Source organism: Micromonospora sp. NPDC049275, assembly GCF_043197115.1.
Lineage (GTDB): Bacteria > Actinomycetota > Actinomycetes > Mycobacteriales > Micromonosporaceae > Micromonospora.
Window position 1 is genome coordinate 488,161 of the sequence record NZ_JBICSN010000003.1, and the last position, 21,285, is coordinate 509,445.

Sequence of the window (21,285 nt, forward strand, 5' to 3'; positions counted from 1 at the left end):
GTTCACTCCTCGACCGCGCCGACGCTCGGGGTGACCAGGAAGTCGTAGACGGTCCGGGCCATCCGACGGACGGTCTCGTCGCCCGTCGCCATCGGGCCGGCGGTGAGGAAGGCGACTGCGGTCTCGGTGCCGGGGATCAGGTAGTAGCCGACGTCGTGGGAGGCGTCCGGCAGGTCACCGGTCTTGTGGGCCACCGGGACGCCGGGTGGCAGCGCCGCCGGGATCTTGGTGTTGAGGGTCTGCTCCCGCATGAACCCGATCATCAGGTCGCGGGAGGTCGGGGTGAGGATCTCGCCGTCCCAGACCGCGCCGAGCAGCGACACCACGTCGTCCGGGCTCGTGTAGTTCTCCTCGCCGCGCTGCGCCGCCGCGCTGTCGAGCATCCGGCGGGCGAGGATGGTGGACCGTTGATTCATCGAGTCGACAAGCGCGTTGACCGGGGCGAACCCGCCCAGGTAGGTGATCAGCACGTTGGCCGCGACGTTGTCGCTGTACTTGATCAGGTACCGGGCGAGCCGGTACAGGGTGACCTCCTGCGGAAACGTCTCGAACTGGAGCTGACCGGTGCCGCCGACCACGTCGGCGGGCGTGACAAGCACGCCGTCGTCGAGCGAGACCTGTCCACAGTCGACCCGGCGCAGCAGCTCCACCAGGATCCACAGCTTGATGACGCTGGCGGCCTTGGGACGCAGCGCGCCGTTGATCGAGATCTGCTGGTCGCCGTACCGTCCGGACAGGTCGCGGACGCTGGCCCCGGACGGGTTGAGGCTCGCGTCGGCGACCACCCGGGCGAGCTGCCCGCTGAGCGGGAACAGCCGGGCGCCCTCGACGGGATCGGTGGGCGGCTGCGGGCTGGTGACCACCACGCCGGGCAGCTCCACCGGCTGGGCGTGCGGCCCGGACACCACGAGCGTCCCCGCGCCGCGCCCGATCAGCGGCACCTGGTAGCGGAAGCTCCTGCCCTCGACGGTGACCTCACCGCTGGCCACCCCGGCGGCGACCCGCATGTCCGGATCGGCGACCCGGCCGGTGTCGCCGTCGCAGGCCCGGTACCGCACCGTGTGCCCGAGCGAGTCCACCGCGAACACTCCGCCGGGAAACGACAGCCAGGACACCTCACTTGTCGGCGCCCGCTCCGGCGCGGGCTCCACGCCCGGCTCGTCGTTGCGCCCGCCCTCGTCCGCCGGCCCGTCCGTGATCTGCTGGCCGGTGCCGGCCGCCGGGCCGGGACCGTCGGCGGTGGCCGGCCCCGTCGTCGCGACGACGACGAGCGCGACCGCCGCCGCCAGCCACCTGAGGGGTACGTGGGGGCGCGGCGCGAACAGGGAAGATGAGCGCTTCTTGTCGCTTTTTCTCACGTTTGCACGATATGAAGCCCGCGAGGCCGCTGGGGCTGGCGAGAACGCCGTCACCCGTCCGGGAGCCGATGTCCCCGCGAGCGCCACACCTCGGAGGTATAACTATGACCCTGTGGTATCTCGCGTAACAGCGATACCGCCCGGGGGAGGCACTCATGTTGATCATTGCCGGCAGTCTGCGCGTCGAGCCCGGCGCCCGCGACGACTACCTCTCCGGCTGCCGAGAGACAATCGAACAGGCCCGCGCGGCGGCCGGCTGCCTCGACTTCCTGCTCGCGGCGGACCCGCTCGACCCGGACCGCATCCACATCTTCGAACGCTGGGAGTCCCCGGAGCAGTTGGCGGCGTTCCGTGGCGCCGGGCCGAGCGACGCCCAGACGGTGGCCATCCTCGACGCCGACGTGCACCGCTATCTGATCTCCGGCGTCGAGGCGGCCTGACCCGCCCCGGCCCGCACGGGGCCTGACCCGGCCCTCCCCGGGCCGGCCGAAGGGCCTACATCTGTGGTCCTGCGGGGGTGGCCGGCTCGGCGGGTAGGCCGGGCGCCAGCCGGCGCATCGACGTGAAGGTGGGCACCAGCGCGTCGTACAGCTCGGCGAAGAGCGGCAGCAGCGCCGCGTACGTGGCGGCGGCGGCCGGGTCGGGGCGGATGACCTCCTCGATGCGGACCAGGTCGGCGGCCACGTCGATGCTGGGGATCAGGCCCAGCGCCTGCATGCCGAGCAGCGCGGCGCCGAAGCTCGACCCCTCGCGGCCGGCCGGGAAGCTCACCGGCATGCCGAGCACGTCGGCGAGCATCTGCCGCCACAGGCCACTGCGGGCGAAACCGCCGCCGGCGCGGATCTCGCGGACCTCGTTGCCGGCGGCGCGCACCGAGGTGAGCACCAGCGCCAACTGTTGGCAGACCCCCTCCATGGCGGCCCGGACGAGGTGTTCGCGGCGGTGCCCGTGGGTCAGCCCGACGTACGCGCCGCGGGGCAGCGCACTCCAGTGTGGAGCCCGTTCGCTGTGCAGGTACGGCAGCATGATGAGCCCGCCCGAGCCGACCGGCGCCTGCGCCGCGAGGGCGACCAGCTCCTCCTCGGGGTGCTCGCCCAGGTCCGGCGCGAGCGCCGTGCCCGCCCACTTGAGGACGATGCCGCCGTTGTTGATCGCGCCGCCGACCGCCCAGCGGTCCTCGGTCAGCGCGTAGCAGAACACCCCGCCCAGTGGGTCCACGCTGGGGCGTTCGACCATGACGCGCATGGCACCGCTGGTGCCTATCGAGCAGGCCACCATGCCCGGGTGGACCGCGCCGAGGCCCAGGTTGGCGAGCGGCCCGTCACCGGCGCCGACCACCACCGGGGTGCGCTGCGGCAGGCCGAGGGCGGTGGCGGCCCGCGGCGTGAGGCCGGGCAGGACGGCGGTGGTGGCGACCAGTTGGGGCAACTGCTCCTCGGTGATGCCGGCGATGGTGAGCGCCTCGGTGTCCCACCGCAGGGTGTGGATGTCCAGCAGGCCGGTGGCCGAGGCGATCGAGTGGTCGGTGACCAGCGCCCCGCAGAGTCGCAGCAGCACCCAGTCCTTGATGCCGACCCAGTGCGCGACGCGTTCGAAGAGCTTCGGCTCCTGCTCGTTGAACCAGAGCAGCTTGGGCAGCGGCGACATCGGGTGCATGGGCGTCCCGGTGCGTCGGTGCAGGGCCAGCCCGGACGGCACCGCCCGTAGCCGCTCGGCCTGGCGGGTGGCCCGGGAGTCGGCCCAGGTCACCGACGGCGTGAGCGGGTCGCCGGCCGCGTCGAGCCCGATGAGGCTGTGCATGGCGGAGCAGAGGGCCAGGCCGGAGACCGGAACGGTCAGCTCGGTCACCACGGCCCGGATCGACTCGACGACGGCGGCGAGGATCAGCTCCGGGTCCTGCTCGGCGTACCCGGGGAGCGGGTCGTCGAGGGGGTAGCCGGCGGTGTGGCTGGCGAGCAGCCGGCCGTCGGTGTCGTACACCATGGCCTTGGTGCTCGTGGTGCCGATGTCGACCCCGATGACCACGCCGGGCAGGGTGTCTGGCGGCATGGCCCTCACCCCTCCGTACGTGCGGCGCGGCGGCGCGTCGCCACCCGGCTGCGGCTGACGTTACCGAGACGGCGATCGCCGCGCAGGGCGCGACGGAAGATGAATCGACGCAGCAGTATCGCCCGATCGTCCGGGTTGCTCCACCGTTCGTATAGTTCGCCCATCCTGGCGTGTCCCGGCCGCCCGTCACGACTGTTAATCCGAGTGCACCCCGGATTGGTGGCCTGCGCGGCGAAGGAGTCGGCGTGGCAAGGACTGAATCGACGGGTTCCACATGGCGGTACCGCTGGGCGCAGCGGCAGAACGTGCGGCGGGTCAGCACGTACCACGGCGCCGAGAAGGCCTGGCGGCGACGCGACGACGAGTTACGGCGGCTGCGCGCCCTGGCCGCCGACTTCCACGGGTCCGCGGCGGCCGGCGCGGGCCTCCCACTTGAGCTGGTCGACGACGAGGTCGTGCTGTGGGCGCTGCCCGCCGCGCAACTGGTCGAGGTACGACACACGACTGTGCTGCCCGCACCGGACCTGACGGTCGCCGCGCCGGCCGCGCCGCTGCGCCCGCGCCGCCCGGACGGCGTACGCGTCACCGACGCCGGCATGGCGGTCATCACCAGCCGTCGGCTGGTGATGCTCGGCGGACGCGGTCGGCGCGACTGGGCGTACGGCCGAATGACCGGCCTGGCCCACGACCCGGCGGCGCCGGTGACCCTGATCCAGGTGCTGGACCGGCGGCGTACCTCCGGATTGTTGCTGCCCACCGACGCGGCGGCCGACTTCCGGTTCAAGCTGACGCTGGCCTTCGCCGACGCGATCGAGCAGCGCGCCGCGGTGCTCGCCCAGCTCGACGAGCTGATCGCGGAGCACGACCAGCTCAAGCCGTTCCGGCCGGCGGTGGCCACGCCGGCGCAGGCCCGGCTGTCCTCGCGCGTTCCCGGTGGCCGTCGGACCATCGCGGTGGCGGCGGGCATCGCGCTGCTGGTGCCTGCGGCGCTGTTCGACTCGAACCCGTCGGACCCGGCCGGCGGCGCGGAGGTCGCGGCGGCGGCCACGCCGGCATCCACCCCGAGCGCCGTTCCCGCGCTGCTGCGCCCGGCGGCCCGGCCGCCCACGCGCACCACCGCGCCGAAGCGCCCGTCCGCGCCGCGCCCGTCGTCGAGCGCGACGTCCGGGCCGCGGTGCGGCGCGCCGGAAAACCCGCTGGGGTACGACTTCTGTGCCGGAACCCGGATCCGCCGGCCGGCCGCCGAGGTGTGCGACTGGTTCGACTGCGTGCCGCAGTTCTGGGCGGGCCGGGGTTATCTGGTGCAGTGCCGGGACGGCTCGGTCAGCCTGACCGGTGGCCGGGCGGGTGCGTGCGCCGACCATCGGGGTGTCCGGCGGAGCGTCTCCCAGTAACCTGATTTGGGGTAATTGTCCGCTTCGGTCGGCGAGAATGATCGGGTGGAGATCCGGTCCGACGATGGTGCCCGGGTGCGGATCCGCCCGGTCGGCTACCAGCCCGGCATCGACCCGCCCGACGATCCCGAGCGGGCCGCGCCGGGCTGGCAGGACTGGCTGCTCATCGAGGTGGACGCCCGCACCGCCGACGGGCAGACCTGGTCGCACCACTACCCGAGCCTGCTTGTCGAGGAGGCCCGTGCGCTGAGCAGTTGGCTGCACGGTCAGGCGATCGCTGCCGCCGGGCCGGCCCCGCCACCGGCGATGGTCCGCTTCACCGAACCCAATCTGGCCCTGCGCACCCGGGCGATCCGTCGCCGCCGGCTGGAGTTGACCGTCGAGTTCTCCGCCGAGTCGCTGCCCCCGTGGATGCGCCGACCGGCCACCGCCGTCTACCCGCTGCTCCTCACCGTCTCCGCGGACGCCCTCACCGTCGCCGCCGACCAGTGGGCCGGGCACTGCGAGGCGTACCCGCCGCGTACGCGGTCACGCTTTCCTGTCGACGGGCCACTGCCGCGCCGCAGGCGCGCCGGGTGACGCTGCCGCGCCGCAGGCGCGCCGGCTGACGCTGCCGCACTGGCTGACGCAGCCGGCTGTGCGTGTTCCTTGTCCCCACTGGACGGGCCTGCTGTGATGGGCGGTCATGGGAGACGAGCAGGTGCACCGCACCGTCGAGGCGGTGTGGCGGATCGAGGCCGGGCGGGTGATCGCCGCCCTGGCCGGCGTGGTGCGTGACGTGGGCTGGGCCGAGGAGTTGGCCCAGGACGCGTTGGTCGCGGCGCTGGAGCAGTGGCCGCGCGACGGGGTACCGGCCAACCCGGGCGCCTGGCTCACCACTGTCGGCAAGCGACGGGCGATCGACGCGCTGCGCCGCCGGGCCCTGCTGGAACGGCGGGTCGCCGACCTTGGGCGAGATCTCGGCGACGAGCAGTTCCTCCCCGACTTCGACGCCGCCTTCGAGGAACGGATCGACGACGACCTCCTGCGGCTGGTCTTCACCGCCTGCCATCCGGTGTTGTCGCCGCAGGCGCGGGCGGCACTGACCCTGCGGATGCTCGGCGGGTTGAAGACGGACGAGATCGCCCGCGCGTTCCTGGCGCCGGAGACCACTGTCGCGCAGCGGATCACCCGAGCCAAGAAGACCCTCGCCGATGCGAAGGTGCCGTTCGAGGTGCCCGGTGTCGAGGAGCGCGGCGAACGGCTCGCCTCCGTGCTGGAGGTGATCTACCTGATCTTCAACGAGGGCTACTCGGCGACCGCCGGCGACGACTGGATGCGCCCCGCCCTCTGCGCGGAGGCGCTGCGCCTGGCCCGCGTCCTGCAGGGGCTGATGCCCGCGGAACCGGAGGTGCACGGGCTCGCCGCGCTGCTGGAAATCCAGGCGTCCCGCACCGCGGCGAGGGTCGACGCCGCGGGAGAGCCGATCCTGCTCCTGGAACAGGACCGCGGACGGTGGGACCACCTGCTGATCCGCCGGGGTCTGGCCGCCCTCGACCAGGCCCGAGCAGTCGGCATCCCCGCCGGTCCGTACACCCTCCAGGCGGAGATCGCCGCCTGTCACGCGCGGGCGCGTACCCCGGCCGAGACGGACTGGGCGCGGATCGCGGCCGGCTACGCGGAGCTGGCCCGGGTCGTACCGTCGCCGGTAGTGGAGCTGAACCGGGCCGTCGCGGTCTCCTTCGCCGACGGCCCCGCCGCCGGCCTGGACCTGGCCCGAGCGCTCGCCGACGAGTCGGCGCTGGCCGGCTACCACCTGCTGCCCAGCGTGCTCGGGGACCTGCTGGCGAAGCTGGGCCGCTACGACGAGGCGCGCGTCGAGTTCGACAGGGCAGCCCACCTCACCGGCAACGAACGTGAGCGGGCGCTGCTGTTCGCCCGTGCCGCCGACTGTGCCCGCGGCGTCGCGCCGACCCGCTGAGAAATTCTTCGCCAGCCATGTCGTATCCCGTGTCCGCCGCTCGACGCGTCAGTGAAGGCCGGCTCGCACCGGCGCCCGGGACCGGCGACCGGCCGGGCAGAGACGAGGAGAAGGACATGACGACGACGGCGAACGAGACGAGCGCACGGCCCGCAGTGGCCGGTGTCGACTCCCGGCGTACGACGACGAGGGCGCTGCTGGCCGGCGGAGTCCTCGCCGGGCCGCTGTTCGGGGTGGTGGCGGCCGCCCAGGTGCTCACCCGCGACGGGTTCGATCTGAGCCGGCAGCCGCTCAGCCTGCTCGCTCTCGGCGACCTGGGGTGGATCCAGACCGCCAACTTCGTGCTGACCGGGTTGCTCGCCCTGGCCGGCGCGGTCGGGCTGCGCCGGACGCTTAGCGGCGAGCCGGGCGGGACGTGGGGGCCCGCGCTGATCGCCGTGCACGGCCTCGGCCTGATCATCGCCGGGGTGCTGGTCTCCGACCCGAGCATGGGCTGGCCGGCCGGCGCACCCGAGGGCACGCCCGACTCGGTGAGCTGGCACGCCATCGGTCACGGCGTCGGCGCGGGGCTGGCCTTCGGCTCGCTGCCCATCGCCTGCCTGGTCTTCGCCCGCACCTGGTGGCGGGCCGGGCAACGTCTGCGGGCGGCATTCTCGCTCGGCTGCGCGCTGGCCGTCGTCGCCGTCCTGGCCTGGCCCGACCAGGACACTCTCAGCGTGCGGATGGCGCTCGCCTGCGTCCCCACCTTCGGCTGGCTCACCGCGCTCTGTGCTCGACCGATCAACCGCTGACCGTCACTCATCGATTCGGAGAGGACCGAACCATGCGCTACATGATGATGCACAAGCTCGACGAGAACCTGCCCGGAGTGTTCAACCCGCCCCCGGAGTTCGTGACCCGGATGGAAGGTTTCATGAAGGAGGTGGCGCAGGCCGGGATCCTGGTCGCCGCCGAAGGGCTCTGCCCGACCGTCACGGACGCCACCCGGATCACCGTGAGCGGCGGCAAGACCACTGTCACCGACGGGCCGTTCACCGAGACCAAGGAACTGATCGCCGGGTTCGCGCTCGTGGACGTGCGCTCCCACGAGGAGGCAGTGGAGTGGGGGCGACGGTTCGTGGACGTCTTCACCGCGACGTTCGGTGCGGTGGAGGTGGACATCCGCCGCGTCTACGAGAGCCCCGAGCCCGGTCAACAGGCCTGACCCCCGCCGCGCAGCCGTCCGGGTCGCGCCGGGCGGCGGCGCGTGCGCGTCCCACCCCGCGACGGGTAGGGTGATCGTCGTCAGCCACGAGAGGAGGTGAGCCCGGTGACCACTCATCGTCATTCCTGGGCGCTCCTCTCCGCCGTTCCCCTCAGCTGACCTTCCGCGTCGGGGAGCGCCCTCCTTATCGGAGGGTCCATGTCTGTCTCCCCGTTCCGCATCGACGTACCCGATGCGGTGCTCGACGATCTGCGGGCCCGACTGGCCCGTACCCGCTTCACCTACCGCAGCGGCGACCGCCCGTGGCAGGGCGGCACCGATCCCGACTACCTGCGGGACCTGGTGTCCTACTGGCACGACGAGTTCGACTGGCGTGCCCGCGAGGCCGCACTCAACGCGTACCCCCAGCATCTGGCGCTCGTCGGCGGCCGGAAGCTGCACTTCCTGCACGTCCGGGCGACCCGTCCGGCCGGTGTGCCCGCGCCGCCGCCGTTGCTGCTCACCCACGGCTGGCCCAGCAGCTTCGTCGAGATGCTGCCCCTGGTCGACCGGCTCACCAGTCCCACCGGCGGCGCGTTCGACGTGGTGGTTCCCTCGCTGCCCGGCTTCGGTTGGTCGGAGCTGCCCGACGATCCGCTGACCCGGGCGGTGCTGGCCCGGACGTTGCACGAGCTGATGACCGACGTGCTCGGCTACCAGCGGTACGGCGCGTTCGGCGGCGACGTCGGCGGGGTGGTCACGGGCTGGCTCGGTGCTCTGCACCCGGAGCAGGTAGTCGGCATCCACATGATCCATCCACCGTTCCCGGCCAGCTTCGACGCCCGTCCCCTGTCGGCGGCCGAGCAGGCGTTCCTGGACGCCGAGGCCGCGTACGACGAGACCGACGGTGGCTACAGCGCCATCATGGGCACCCGGCCGGATACCCTCGCGGCGGCGCTCGTCGACTCGCCGGCGGGGCTGGCCGCCTGGCTCGTCGACAAGTACCGGGACTGGAGCGACAACCACGGTGATCTGGCCAACAGCTTCGACACCGACACTCTGCTCACCATCATCACGCTCTACTGGGTGACCGGCACGATCGGCTCGTCGTTTCGGCAGTACGCCGACTTCGACCACAACACGCCGCGCCCCCCGATCACCGTGCCGGCCGCGTTCACGGTGAGCCGCGAACCCTCGCAGGCCAACTTTCCCAGGGAGATCGCCGAGCGGGCCTGCACCGACATCCGGCACTGGAGCGAACCGGGTCGCGGCGGGCACTTCATGCCCCTGGAGCAGCCGGACCTGCTCGCCGCCGAGCTTAGGGAGTTCTTCACCTCGCTACGGTCGTAGTGCTCGCGTCGCCGGCTGCTCCGGTCTCCACCGGAGCAGCCGCCGACGTCCGTCAATTCTCTCCTTTGCGGACCAAAGGGAAGCATCGATCCCCGCCGCGTTCCCTGTCACGTAGATGAGCGGTTGTACCGCGTGTGACCGTGACCGCACTGGCACCTTCCTCCTGGCGGCTCGCCTGGGCCGAGCGCGAGAACGACAGGCGTCGGCGCGCGTACCGCGACGCCACGGCCGCCTGGCGTCGACGCCAGGACCACCTGGTCCGGCTCCGCATCGAGGCCGCCGGGTTCCTGGGGTGTACGCAGCCCCGCGCCGGCCTCCCCGTCGACCTCGACGTCGACGAGCTCGTCTTCCGGGTCGTACCCGTCGCAGAGCTGGTCGAGGCGGAGGCCCGGCACGTCGCCGGCCTGCCCACGCCCGGCGGCTGTGCCCTCGCCGAGACGGTCGGCGCGGCCCTGCCGGCGGGCCTGCGGGTCGTCGACAGTGGCATGGCGGTGGTGACCAGCCACCGCGTGGCCTTCGCCGGCCGCGAACACCGGCGCGAATGGCGGTACGCGGACCTGCGCGGCGTCGCCCACCACCCCGACGTGCCGGTCACCCTGCTGCACGACACCTGTCGACTCGACGGGCTGCGGGTCCCGGCCAGCGCCGCCGTGAACTTCCGGTTCTACCTCACGCTCGCGGCCACCGACGATCGCGCCGCCGTGACCGCGCAGGTCGACGCCCTGCTTGCCGCGCACCAGGCCACCCCGCCGGTGCCGCTGCCGCCGGTCGCGCCTGTCGACGCGCCCCTGACGGCCGTACGCCCCGACCGCCGGGCCCTCGCCGTCGCCACCGTCGCGACAGTGGTGCTCGCGACGCTCGGCCCGGGCGCGGTGGGGTCACCGGACGTCGGCCCGGTGCGGAGGGCGGAAGCCGCCACCATCGTGACCAGCGCGTCCACCTTCACCGACGAGTTGGTGCTGCTGGACCGGGGTGCGCCCGCGGCGGCCGACGACCCGGTCGGACCAACCGTTCCGGCTCCTGCCGTCCGCCCGGCGGTGCCGTCGGTCCGTCCGGCGCCGCTTGCCCCACGAACCCGGCCAGCCGGTCCGGCCGCCTCCGCCGATCCCGTCGGGTCCGGTGCCCCGGTCCCGTCTGCCGCGCCCCTCCCGGTCCCGCCGACCGCGCCGGCTCCTTCGGTCAGCGCGACGCCGACGCCCTACCCGACGGCCTCGCCCACTGTGACTCCCTCGCCCTCGCCGTCAACCAGCGAGCCGGCCGCGACCGCCACACCTCAGGTCAGCCCGTAGCGCCGAAGTCCGGGAGGGTGAGAGCGCCGTCCGGGCCGAGGGTGAAGCCCGGGTTCCAGGCGATCTCCCAGACGTGGCCGTCCGGGTCGGCGAAGTAGCCGGCGTAGCCGCCGTAGAACGTCTCCCGCGCCGGCTGCGTCACCTCGGCGCCGGCCTTGCCCGCCGTGGCCATCACCTCGTCGACCTCCGCCCGGGAGCGGACGTTCTGGGCGAGGGTGATCCCGCCGAAGCCGCCGGTGTCCGGGTTGGGTACGCCGGCGTCGGCGGCCAGCTTGTCGCGGCTCCAGAGGACGAGGGCCAGGCCGCCGGCCTGGAGGAAGACCGTCTCCTCGACCCCCTGGCCGTGCCAGCCGAGGTGCTCGTAGAAGACCTTGGCGCGTGCCAGGTCGGAGACGCCGAGGGTGATCAGGCTGATCCGCTGGTCCATCCTCGTAACCTAACGCGCGATCACCTCGGCGTGCGGTAGAGGAAGAGGTAGACCGGATCAACCCCACGAATCTACACTCTTCTCTGTTAGCGCTCACACTCGTCCCAGTGCTGAGGCAGTAACGCCATGCCGATGTGACGATCGGCGTACGCCGGGGAAACCCCCGGCAGCCGGCGGCTGCTCGGTCCGGCCGGCCCCGCTCCCAGACGGTCGCCGGCTGCCCGTGGCGGCCCCCACCGGCCGGCCCATGCCCTCGGCCAGCTCGACCAATCAGGGGAGAAAGCTATGCGAACGAGGGCACGATGGCTCGCGACGCTCGCCGCGCTCGGCGTCGTCATCGCCGGAGTGGTGACACCCACCGGGCCGGCCAACGCGGAATCCAACGGCGGGGTACGGGTGATGCCACTCGGCGACTCCATCACCGAGGGCACCCAGGTCCCCGGCGGGTACCGCATCGGGCTCTGGCAGCGTCTCGCCACCAACAGGTACACGGTGGACTTCGTCGGCTCGCAGTTCAACGGGCCGGCCAGCCTGGGTGACCACGACCACCAGGGGCATCCCGGCTGGCGGATCGACCAGATCGACGCGAACATCGTCGGCTGGCTGAACACCCAACGACCGCAGACCGTCCTGCTGCACATCGGCACCAACGACATCCTGCAGAACTACAACGTGAGCACCGCCCCGAACCGGCTCTCCACGCTGATCGACAAGATCACCAACACCGCGCCCACCGCCGAGGTGTTCGTGGCCCAGATCATCCCGATCTCCAACAGCGGCCAGGACGCTGCCGCCCGCACCTTCAACGCAGCGATCCCCGGGATCGTGCAGAGCAAGGTGAGCGCCGGCAAGCGGGTGCACGTGGTCGACATGCACAGCGCCCTCACCACCGCCGACCTGATCGACGGCGTCCACCCCACCGCCGGCGGCTACGACAAGATGGCCGCCCGCTGGTACAGCGCGTTGCAGTCGGTGCCCGGAAGCATCGGCAACCCGGGCAGCGGCGGCGGACAGACCGCCACGATCGTGGGCACCCGCTCCGGCAGGTGCGTCGACGTCCCCGGCTCCTCCACCACCAACGGCACCCAGGTCGCCCTGTGGGACTGCCACGGCGGTACCAACCAGCAGTGGACCTACACGTCCAGCAAGGCGCTCACCGTCTACGGCAACAAGTGCCTCGACGCCGCCGGCTACGGCACCACCCCGGGCACCCAGGTCACCATCTACGACTGCCACGGCGGCACGAACCAGCAGTGGAACATCAACGCCAACGGCACCATCACCGGCGTGCAGTCCGGCCTCTGCCTCGACCCGTACAACCAGGGCACCGCCAACGGCACGAAGCTCGTCCTGTGGACCTGCACCGGCCAGGCCAACCAGCAGTGGAGCCGTCGATGAGGCAGCCCACACGATGGTTGACGGCCGCGCTCGCGGTGGTCGTCGGCCTGGCGATGGCGACAACGACACGCGACGCGGCGGCCGCGGACAGCCCGTACCAACGGGGTCCGGATCCGACCCCGGCCAGCGTGGCCGCCACCCGCGGCCCGTTCGCCACGACGCAGGCGACAGTGCCGGCGGGCAACGGCTTCAACGGCGGGTACGTCTACTACCCGACCGACACCAGCCAGGGCACCTGGGGCGCGGTGGCGATCGTCCCCGGCTACTCCGCCCTGTTCGCCAACGAGGAAGCCTGGATGGGCCCCTGGCTGGCCTCCTTCGGGTTCGTGGTGATCGGCATCGAAACCAACAGCCGCACCGACGGCGCCGACGCCCGCGCCACCCAGCTCCTCGCCGCACTGGACTACCTCACCCGCACCAGCCCGATCCGCAACCGGGTCGATCCCAACCGGCTCGGAGTCATGGGCCACTCGGCGGGCGGCGCCGGAACCCTCCTCGCCGCCCTCCGGCGGCCGACCCTGAAGGCGGCGGTCGGCCTCGCACCCGGTACGCCCGGCAACAACCTGAACATGTCCACCACCCAGGTCCCCACGATGCTCCTGTCGGGACAGAACGACGGCACTGTCACGCCCTCCTACGTGCAGGGCATCTACAACACGCTGCCCGCAGGCGTGGAGCATGCCTGGGCGGAGCTGGCCGGCAACGACCACCTCTCGTTCACCAGGTCGAACCCCACCGAGATGCGACTCCTGATCCCCTGGCTCAAGACGTTCCTGGACAACGACACCCGCTACACCCAGTTCCTCTGCCCCCTGGGGAACAGCACGGGTGTTTCGCGGTTCAACGCCACCTGCCCCCTGGTGCCACCGGACGGGCCGACGACACCGCCCACGTCCACCCCGCCCACGTCCACACCGCCGACCACGGGTGCGCCGACCACGCCGCCGCCCTCCGACGCTGCCTGCACCGCGACCTACCGCACCGTCAACTCGTGGTCCGGCGGCTTCCAGGGGGAGGTGACAGTGGCCGCCGGCACCGCAGCCATCAACGGCTGGACCGTCCGGTGGGAGCTGAACAACGGCCAGAGCATCAGTCAGGCCTGGAACGGCACGTTGAGCACCAGCGGTTCGACCGCGACGGTCCGCAACGTCTCCTACAACGGGTCGCTCGCCCCGGGCGGCACGACGACCTTCGGCTTCCTCGGTTCCGGTACGCCAGCAAACGCGTCACCGACCTGCGCCAGTCCGTGAGCAGTCGTAGGACATAACCGCGGGTCGTACGGCTCCGATCGGAGCCGCCTGTCGATCGCCGCGCCCTCGGCGGCAAGCGTCGAGGTGCGCGGCGACTCGCGGTGCTCGACGACTCCAACAGCTGAAACTCCCGCAGCCCTCGAAGGCCATGCATCCGAAAAGGAGTGGCGGGCGACTGTAGTCTGCACAGCGGGTAGCGAAGACCACCCGGACGAGTGATGGGGTGCGCGCCCCTGGGCGCTCCAGGCCCAGACGACTGTGGTGTCGAACGCACGGGGGGAACCATGTTCGAGCGGCTGGGCAGATTCGTTGTGGGCAGAGCGTGGTGGGTGATTGCCGGGTGGGTGGTGGTGGCGGCAGCGATCATCTTCACCACACCATCGCTCAGCGACATCACCTCAGCGGATCAGGAAAGCTTCCTGCCCCGCTCGTACGAGTCCGTGCAGGCCACCGAACTCGGGCAGAAGGCGTTTCCACAGCAGGCCACCGCGACCGCGGTCATCGTGGTCAAGCGCGCCGACGGGCAGAAGCTGACGCCGGCGGACGAGTCGACGGTGGGCAAGCTCGCCCAGGCGCTCAAGGCCAAGAACATCCCGGCCACGTCCGGCTACCAGACCGGTCCGCAAGCAGTGGCACCGGACAGGTCGGTGCAGATCGTCAACGTCGGGCTCGACGCCCCCACCCCCGACGACCCGACGCTGCTCGACGCCGTCCGCGATCTGCGAGCGGACATCGGCCCGGAGTTGGCGAACAGTGGACTGACCGCGGGCGTGGCCGGCGACGTGGCGAGCTTCGTCGACAACGAGGACACCTTCAACAACGCCTTCGCCGTGGTCGGCATCGCGACGATCATCCTGATCATCGGACTGATCCTGATCATCTTCCGCAGCCCCATCGCCGCGCTGCTGCCCGTGTTGGTCGTCGGCGTCGTCCTGAGCATCACGACGGGTCTCGTCGCCGCCGCCGGCAAGGCATTCGACCTCAGTGTCAGTCAGGACCTCCAGACGATCCTGCTGATCGTGCTGTTCGGCATCGGCACCGACTACATCCTGTTCCTGCTCTTCCGCTACCGGGAACGGCTGCGGGCAGGCGACGACAAGCGCACCGCGATGATCGTCACCGTCCAGCGGGTCGGCGAGGTCATCACCTCGGCCGCCGGAGCGGTAATCGTCGCGTTCCTCGTGCTGCTCCTCGCCTCGCTGGGCTTCTTCGGCTCGCTCGGCCCGGCGCTCGCGATCGCGGTCGGCGTCATGCTCGTCACCTCGCTCACCCTCGTCCCGGCGGTCGTCTCGCTGCTCGGCCGGTACGTCTTCTGGCCGTCGAAGGCCTGGCAGCGTACGCCCAAGGCCACCATCTCGCACCGGCTCGGCAGCACCGTCGGGCGCCGGCCGGCACTCGTCGCGGCGATCTCCGGCATCATCCTGATCGCGCTCGCCGCAGGGGTGCTGAGCTACAAGGCCGACTACGACTTCAGCGCCGGCTTCCCGCAGGACACCGAGTCGGCGAAGGCCGCGCAGGACCTGCAACGCGGGTTCGCCGCCGGTGCGCTCGCCCCTACCGAGGTCTACCTGACCACCAGTAACGGGTCGCAGCTGACCGAGCAGCAGGTCAACGACTTCGCGGCGGCCGTAGCCAAAGCCCCGGGTGTGGGCCAGGCGCAGCCGCCGGAGCGCAGCACCGACCCGAGCGTGGCCCGGGTCAACCTGCTGCTCAACGAGAATCCGGTCTCCAACAAGGCGATCACCCTCGTCCGCGAGGACCTGCGCGGTGCCGTGCACGCGGCGGCCCCACCCGGCACCCGGGCGCTGGTCGGCGGGACCACCGCGATCTTCGCGGACATCAACTCGGCGAACAACCGCGACCTGTCGGTGATCCTGCCGGTCGCGGCCGGGCTGATCGCGCTCATCCTCGCGCTGCTGCTGCGCAGCCTGGTCGCGCCGATCTACCTGGTGATCGCGGTGCTGCTCAACTTCGCCGCCACACTGGGCGCGACCGTCTACCTCTTCCAAGGGCTTCAGGGCGAGCCCGGTGTCACCTTCCAGTTGCCGATCATCCTCTACCTCTTCGTGGTGGCGATCGGGACCGACTACAACATCCTGATGATCGCCCGACTACGCGAGGAAGCGCGGGAGGGCAACGCACCACACGAGGCCGCCGCCATCGGTGTGCAACACGCCGGCCCAACCGTCGCGGCAGCCGGACTGATCCTGGCCGGCACGTTCGCGGTGCTGCTGCTCGCGCCGATCTCCTTCCTTCAGCAGATGGGCTTCGCGGTGGCGATCGGCATCGTGCTGTCGGCGTTCGTCATGTCGATGTTCTTCGTCCCGGCGCTGACCGCGCTGATCGGGCACAAGGCGTGGTGGCCGGGCCACGGGGACGAGCGGCCGGCCGGCGGGCGACACGCCCGCGCCGTCGACCAACCGAGCTAAGGCCTGTTTCATGAGACCTGGCCGGCCTGCGGCGGGCCCGGACGACGACCGTCGGCGTTGCGGTTTCGCCCGGATACGACACCGGTATCCGAACGAAACCGCGCCTTGCCGGATCGCCGCCCGGACTCGCCCTCATGAAACTCGACCGCCCTCATAAAACAGGCCTTAGTCGCACTGCGCCAGCAGGAGGCGAGTCAATTCGACACCGCTGTCCCTGACCCACTCCAGGAGCAGCACTAGGCGGCGATCGTGCGGGCGGTGGTGTAGACGTCGGCGGGCAGGGCGTGGTGGAGCCGCCAGAGGATCCGCATCGGCCGGTCGCCGGTGTGCGACTCGTACGTCATCGTGCCGGCGTAAAGGTACGGCGGGGCGCCCAGGTCGCGGTCGGCGATCCGGGTCTCCCGGACGAACAGGTGCACCGTCGAGCCACCCGACGTGTAGCGCTGCCCGGTCGCCGACGCCGCCGAGGTGGTGCTCTGCGACTCCCACTGGAACAGCGTGTCGGTGATGGCCCGGTCGGCGTACATGGTGGTGGGGGAGTAGTGCGCCTCGGACTTGACCAGGGTGACGAAGAACAGGTCGGCCTGGGCGTCGGGCAGCCACTTCACGCCCTCGCGCAGCGAGCCCGGGTTGGTCATCCCGAAGGCGGCGCACGCCTCGTTGCGGCTGTACCGCGCGTGCACCCGCAGCGGCACCGCACCCGGGGCGGCGGTCGGCGTGACCCGGTGGATGCGGTCCCGCAGCACCTCGGCCACCTCGCGTAGCTCGGTGCAGCGCGCCGGCTCCTTCCACAGCCGCGCCAGCCGATCGTCGCGCGTGGAGAGGGGCGCGTTCGGCCCCCACAGGCTGAAGTGCAGCATGTCCAGCAGTCGACCGCTCTCGGCGTACACCTGCTGGCCTGGCGCGGGCGGTCCGGCCGCGACCCGGGTCAGCAGCTCCAGCCGGGCGGTGTCGTCGGTGTGCAGCATGCGGCCGATGGCCCGGCCCAACTCCCGGTCGTCCGGGCCGGGTGTGGACGTCTCGATGCCGGCGGACCGGCGCAGACCGGTCCAGCCGCCGATGCTTGCCGACCGGTACACGTCCTCGATGTCCAGGCCGGTCTCGCGCAGGAACGTCGCCAGGCTGACGTCGCCGAGGTGCCGCAGCTCGGATACCAGGCCGGCCTTCGAGGTGGGCAGTGCACTCTTCAGGTTGGCCAGCACGACCTCCTTCGCCACCCGGTCCAGCTCGACGTGGCAGCCGCTCGGCAGGCTCGGGAAGTCGTCGCGGACGGCCTCGGTGATCGCCCGCCGGCTCACCCCGGTCAGGGCGCGCCAGCGTAGGTCGAACCGGAAGTTGGCGTGCTGCCCACCGATGAAGTCGAGCACCGTGAGGCAGGGCTTGTCGTCGTCGAGGCGCAGGCCACGACCGAGCTGTTGCAGGAAGATCGTGGCGCTCTCGGTGGGGCGCAACATCAGGATCGTGTCGACCATCGGCAGGTCGACGCCCTCGTTGAACAGGTCCACGGTGAAGAGCACCCGCAGCTTGCCGGCCTTGAAGTCCCGCAACAGCGTTTTTTGAGTCAGACGGTCGACTGCCGAGGTGATTGCCGCCGCTGGCACGTTGTGCCGGTTGAACCAGTCCGCCATGAACTCCGCGTGCCCGATGCTCACGCAGAACCCGAGCGCCCGCATCCGAGCGACGTCGACCTTCTCGCGGACCGCACGCAGCACCGTCCGCGCCCGTGCGTGGTCGGCGGTGTAGAGGGTGGTGAGTTCGGCCAGGTCATAACCTTGGCCGCGTTTCCAGGTGACCTGCGACAGGTCCACGTCGTCGTGCAGCCCGAAGTACTGGAACGGCGCGAGCAACTGCCGCTCCAACGCGTCCCACAGGTGCAGCTCAACGGCCGCATGGCCGTCGAACCACCGGCGCACGTCGGCGCCGTCGGCCCGGTCGGGGGTCGCCGTCAGTCCCAGGAGTACGCGGGGACGCAGCCGCTCCAACAGCCGGGCGTACGTCGGCGCTTCCGCGTGGTGGAACTCATCGACGATCACCATGTCGTACGCCTCGGGGTCGACCTCCCGACGGTGCAGCGACTGGATGGAGGCGAAGACGTGCTTCCAGCCGTTCGGCCGCTCGCCCGCGACAAGGGTCTCGCCGAAACTGCCATCGCCCATCACCTGCCGGAACGTCGAGAGGCTCTGCCGCAGGATCTGCTCCTGGTGGGCGACGAAGAGCAGCGAATCCGCCCTGCCCGCCTTGTTCAAGCGGCGGTAGTCGAGGGCGGCGACAACTGTCTTGCCGGTGCCCGTCGCCATCACCACCAGGTTGCGCCAACGCCCGTGCACCAGCCGCTCGGCGTCCAGGTCGGCCAGGATTTCCGCCTGATACGGGTACGGGCGCACGTCCAGGTTCGAGATCTCGGTCGGTGCCTGGTCGCGCCGCTCCCCGGTAAGGGCGTGCCGCAGCCGATCGGCGTCCCGGGCCGCGTCGTACGCCTCGAACGCCGGATCGTTCCAGTAGTCCTCGAACGTCGCCGTGAACGTGTCGATGACGTGCGGCTGCTCGAGGTTCGAGATGCGGACGTTCCACTCCACGCCGTCCACAAGCGCAGTCTTCGACAGGTTCGACGAGCCAACGTACGCGGTGGTGGTGCCATTGGAACGGCGGAACAGCCACGCCTTGGCGTGCAGCCTTGTGGTCCTCGTCTCGTAAGACACCTTGACCTCAGCGCCTAGCTCTTTCAGCCGGTCTATCGCCCGCTGATCGGTAGCGCCGAGGTAGGTGGTGGTGATGACGCGGACCTTGCCGCCTCGGGCGATCAGCTCGCGGATTGCCGGCTCGACGATGCGCAGGCCGTACCACTTGATGAACGCGCAGAGCAGGTCGACGCTCTCGGCCGAGGCCATCTCGTGGTTGACCTCGTGGCCGATGCGGGGCTGGTGACGGCCGTTGACAAGCAGCGCGCCGGTGGAGAGGGGAGTGGTGGGGCGCTGCGGGAAGGCGGGCAGCGCGGGTGGGGTTGGCGGGGCGGCGATGGCGTGGAGCAGGTGCTTTGCGTCGGTCACCTGGTCTTGCTGTGTCGCTGCCTTCGGGCTGAGGGTGGCGATCGCTTCGGCGATCTGGTTCGCCATCGCGACCTGGTGGTGGAGCTTGTCGTCGCCGTTGGGGACGGATTGGAGGGCTCTGGCGGCCAGGGCGGCTATGTGGCGGGCGAGGGTGTGGTGGGCGTCGGCGGGGTCGAGCTTGTGGTGCTGGATCAGGGCGGGATCGACGTGCTGGAGGCGGGTGGCCAGCTCACGGGTGATCAGGTGCTCGTAGACGCCCCGCTCAAGATCCGTCATTCGAGTAACCCAATCACACGAGCCAGCTACAGGTGGGGCACGGCGACCGGTCGCATAGGCAAAAGTTGCCGCGCAATTGTCGAGGTCGCCTCACCCGAGTGGCGACTCACGCGACGGGCAATGCAGGCAGCAGTCTGACCGATTGCAGGCGCTCGTAGGCCAACTCGACATGCGCGGCTGTGAAAAGCCGAGCTTTGCGGCCACTCCACGAACGAACCCGCTCGGTCAGCTCATCCAAGTCGTCGGTGGGTGGGTGCGATGCGGCGGCATAATGCACGGTTGCCAGCAGTTCCAGGCTGTACGGTGCCTCAAAACCGTCGGTTAGCTGGGCCAGTTGATCCAGTGCCTCGGTCGCTGCTGCGTTATGGGTCCGAGACCACTCCGCAACGGCATCGGCTGCGCCCGGGGTCAGCCTGATGGGCTGCAACTCCTCGACCCGTGCCGAACGGTCACCGAAACCCGTCAGGTAGTGCCCTTCCAGACGGTCCAGCACGTGGTTAAGGCTCTCGGCATACGGGCCATATCTGCCGCGGGTGAACTCCAGACGGAGCGGTTGCCCCAGCACCTGAAGGAAATAAGCGATCTTCTGAATCTCCAGGATGGTGACGCCATCGCGTGGCTCAAGTCGTTGTGCTCGGCTCAGGTAGCGGTCAATGGCCTGGATGAGTGTGACGCGACCGGGGGTCAGCGGTGGTCTTTCGGTCGCTATCGGCATGTCGGCCGGGTCGGGTGCACCCTCTGGCGGAAAGAGCAGGACCCGAACGTCGGGTGTCTCGGCGAAGGCGCCTTCGATGAGGGGCCGGACATCGTCCCAGTTGAGTCCACCGTTGCCGCAGCCCAGGGCGGGCATCGCCACAGAGGTGATCTTCCGCTCACGCACCACGCGGACGAGATCGGCCAGTCCGGCCTGAATGTCGTCCAACTTCGAGTTGGCCCGCCAGTGGCTCTTGGTAGGGAAGTTGATCACATATCGGCGGGGGCCGAGGCGCGCTGAGTCGAAAACAAACATTCGACCCAAGGTGACTTGGTCCTCGTGGCATGCGGTGCGGTAGGCGGCGTAGTTCGCTGGGTAGGCGCGCTTGAACTGAAGCGCGATGCCCTTGCCCATGACCCCGACCGTGTTGACGGTGTTGACCAGCGCGTCTGCCTCGGCGGTCAGTAGGTTGCCATGGCTGATGATGATCATTCGCGCACCTCCCCCCGTGTGTACCCGTAGTACCAGCCCGGTCTGACACCAACGTACGGCTCGATCATGCCAGCGTCGCGGAACACCTGCCTCACCTGTTCCTGTCGGTCCGTCGTCCGTACGGCGTAACCGGTGAGCAGGTCAACAGGAAACTCACGGTGGACGAGGAACTCGGCGGCTCGCCGGCGCACGCGGTCCATGTCGTCGGGGACGTCCTTCCAGATCTGAGCCTCCAGCAAGGGCCAGTCGACCAGCGCGGCCAACTCGGCCAGCTCGTTCGAGAACCTGGTCAACCCGGCCGCGCAGTTCCCGTCGCTTGCCACCCAGCGACGCTCGGCAGCGTGCACCCGCTCCACGGAACTCACCAAGTAGACGAGAGGATCGTCTCCTCCCGGATAACACCCCGGCTTGCTGCCCCGATGATCACAAGCTATTCGGTACATCATCGGCGAGCGTGGGGCGAAGTAGAACGGCACGTAGTCCGCTACGACCCCGCCGGGAGGGCACGGGACGGACCGTTCCCGCCGCCGTGCTTTGATCTCGACTGAGCCCACGTTCGTGGCGAGCTGTGGCCCTACGCTGCTGTCCGCGAATAATCGGCCGGTCTTGATAATCCTCGACAGATTGTCGACGTGGGTGAAATGCATGATCAGGGTAGGTGCTGGCCGCACGACTCGGTTCGCCACAGA

At 70.6% G+C, this 21,285-nt stretch carries 17 protein-coding genes; 11 read left to right on the forward strand and 6 right to left on the reverse strand.

Annotation, left to right across the window (positions count from 1 at the left end; translation table 11 throughout):
• Positions 1-2: 2 nt before the first annotated feature.
• Positions 3-1,358, reverse strand: a complete 1,356-nt coding sequence (locus tag ACGFIE_RS12760) for a serine hydrolase (protein ID WP_393294001.1) — start codon at positions 1,356-1,358, stop codon at positions 3-5.
• A gap of 155 nt (positions 1,359-1,513) precedes the next feature.
• Here ACGFIE_RS12760 and ACGFIE_RS12765 point away from each other — a divergent pair, with 155 nt between their 5' ends.
• The gene (locus ACGFIE_RS12765; RefSeq protein ID WP_393294003.1) at positions 1,514-1,798 is read left to right on the forward strand and encodes a putative quinol monooxygenase; all 285 of its coding nucleotides are present in this window, start codon (positions 1,514-1,516) and stop codon (positions 1,796-1,798) included.
• A gap of 55 nt (positions 1,799-1,853) precedes the next feature.
• On the opposite strand, the gene ACGFIE_RS12770 is transcribed toward ACGFIE_RS12765, so the two are convergent.
• Positions 1,854-3,407 carry a gluconokinase gene (locus ACGFIE_RS12770; RefSeq protein ID WP_393294005.1) on the reverse strand — a complete coding sequence of 518 codons (1,554 nt, stop codon included), beginning with the start codon at positions 3,405-3,407 and terminating at the stop codon, positions 1,854-1,856.
• 245 nt (positions 3,408-3,652) lie between these two features.
• Here ACGFIE_RS12770 and ACGFIE_RS12775 point away from each other — a divergent pair, with 245 nt between their 5' ends.
• The 7 genes from ACGFIE_RS12775 to ACGFIE_RS12805 all read left to right on the forward strand — a co-directional run bounded on the left by ACGFIE_RS12775 (position 3,653) and on the right by ACGFIE_RS12805 (position 10,583).
• Positions 3,653-4,801 carry a hypothetical protein gene (locus ACGFIE_RS12775; protein ID WP_393294007.1) on the forward strand — a complete coding sequence of 383 codons (1,149 nt, stop codon included), beginning with the start codon at positions 3,653-3,655 and terminating at the stop codon, positions 4,799-4,801.
• A 45-nt stretch (positions 4,802-4,846) separates the two neighbouring features.
• Positions 4,847-5,380: a hypothetical protein gene (locus ACGFIE_RS12780; protein WP_393294009.1), complete on the forward strand. Its 534-nt coding sequence runs from the start codon at positions 4,847-4,849 to the stop codon at positions 5,378-5,380.
• A gap of 106 nt (positions 5,381-5,486) precedes the next feature.
• A complete protein-coding gene (locus ACGFIE_RS12785) occupies positions 5,487-6,761 on the forward strand; it encodes an RNA polymerase sigma factor (RefSeq protein ID WP_393294011.1) in 1,275 nt (424 codons plus the stop codon).
• 116 nt (positions 6,762-6,877) lie between these two features.
• Positions 6,878-7,552, forward strand: a complete 675-nt coding sequence (locus ACGFIE_RS12790) for a DUF998 domain-containing protein (protein WP_393294013.1) — start codon at positions 6,878-6,880, stop codon at positions 7,550-7,552.
• Between the two features lie 32 nt (positions 7,553-7,584).
• A complete protein-coding gene (locus ACGFIE_RS12795) occupies positions 7,585-7,965 on the forward strand; it encodes a YciI family protein (protein WP_393294015.1) in 381 nt (126 codons plus the stop codon).
• Positions 7,966-8,163: 198 nt separating this feature from the next.
• The gene (locus ACGFIE_RS12800; protein ID WP_393294017.1) at positions 8,164-9,294 is read left to right on the forward strand and encodes an epoxide hydrolase family protein; all 1,131 of its coding nucleotides are present in this window, start codon (positions 8,164-8,166) and stop codon (positions 9,292-9,294) included.
• 140 nt (positions 9,295-9,434) lie between these two features.
• Entirely contained in the window at positions 9,435-10,583 is a 1,149-nt protein-coding gene (locus ACGFIE_RS12805) for a hypothetical protein (RefSeq protein WP_393294019.1), read from the forward strand.
• Here ACGFIE_RS12805 and ACGFIE_RS12810 read toward each other — a convergent pair.
• Positions 10,573-11,010: a VOC family protein gene (locus ACGFIE_RS12810; protein WP_393294021.1), complete on the reverse strand. Its 438-nt coding sequence runs from the start codon at positions 11,008-11,010 to the stop codon at positions 10,573-10,575. The two genes, ACGFIE_RS12805 and ACGFIE_RS12810, sit on opposite strands and share 11 nt — an antisense overlap.
• Positions 11,011-11,295: 285 nt before the next feature.
• Here ACGFIE_RS12810 and ACGFIE_RS12815 point away from each other — a divergent pair, with 285 nt between their 5' ends.
• The 3 genes from ACGFIE_RS12815 (at position 11,296) to ACGFIE_RS12825 (ending at position 16,087) form a co-directional block, all read left to right on the forward strand.
• A complete protein-coding gene (locus ACGFIE_RS12815; RefSeq protein ID WP_393294023.1) occupies positions 11,296-12,408 on the forward strand; it encodes a ricin-type beta-trefoil lectin domain protein in 1,113 nt (370 codons plus the stop codon).
• The gene (locus ACGFIE_RS12820; protein WP_393294025.1) at positions 12,405-13,658 is read left to right on the forward strand and encodes a cellulose binding domain-containing protein; all 1,254 of its coding nucleotides are present in this window, start codon (positions 12,405-12,407) and stop codon (positions 13,656-13,658) included. The genes ACGFIE_RS12815 and ACGFIE_RS12820 overlap by 4 nt, the downstream gene beginning before the upstream one ends.
• A 329-nt stretch (positions 13,659-13,987) precedes the next feature.
• Positions 13,988-16,087 carry an MMPL family transporter gene (locus tag ACGFIE_RS12825; protein ID WP_393294027.1) on the forward strand — a complete coding sequence of 700 codons (2,100 nt, stop codon included), beginning with the start codon at positions 13,988-13,990 and terminating at the stop codon, positions 16,085-16,087.
• Between the two features lie 236 nt (positions 16,088-16,323).
• Here the strand turns inward: ACGFIE_RS12825 and ACGFIE_RS12830 are convergent, their stop codons facing one another.
• From ACGFIE_RS12830 to ACGFIE_RS12840, 3 genes are all read right to left on the reverse strand, one after another.
• Entirely contained in the window at positions 16,324-19,410 is a 3,087-nt protein-coding gene (locus ACGFIE_RS12830; protein WP_393294029.1) for a DUF3427 domain-containing protein, read from the reverse strand.
• 106 nt (positions 19,411-19,516) lie between these two features.
• Entirely contained in the window at positions 19,517-20,596 is a 1,080-nt protein-coding gene (locus tag ACGFIE_RS12835; RefSeq protein ID WP_393294031.1) for a macro domain-containing protein, read from the reverse strand.
• The gene (locus tag ACGFIE_RS12840) at positions 20,593-21,243 is read right to left on the reverse strand and encodes a DUF4433 domain-containing protein (protein ID WP_393294033.1); all 651 of its coding nucleotides are present in this window, start codon (positions 21,241-21,243) and stop codon (positions 20,593-20,595) included. Before ACGFIE_RS12840 ends, ACGFIE_RS12835 begins: the two co-directional genes overlap by 4 nt.
• Between the last annotated feature and the right edge of the window lie 42 nt (positions 21,244-21,285).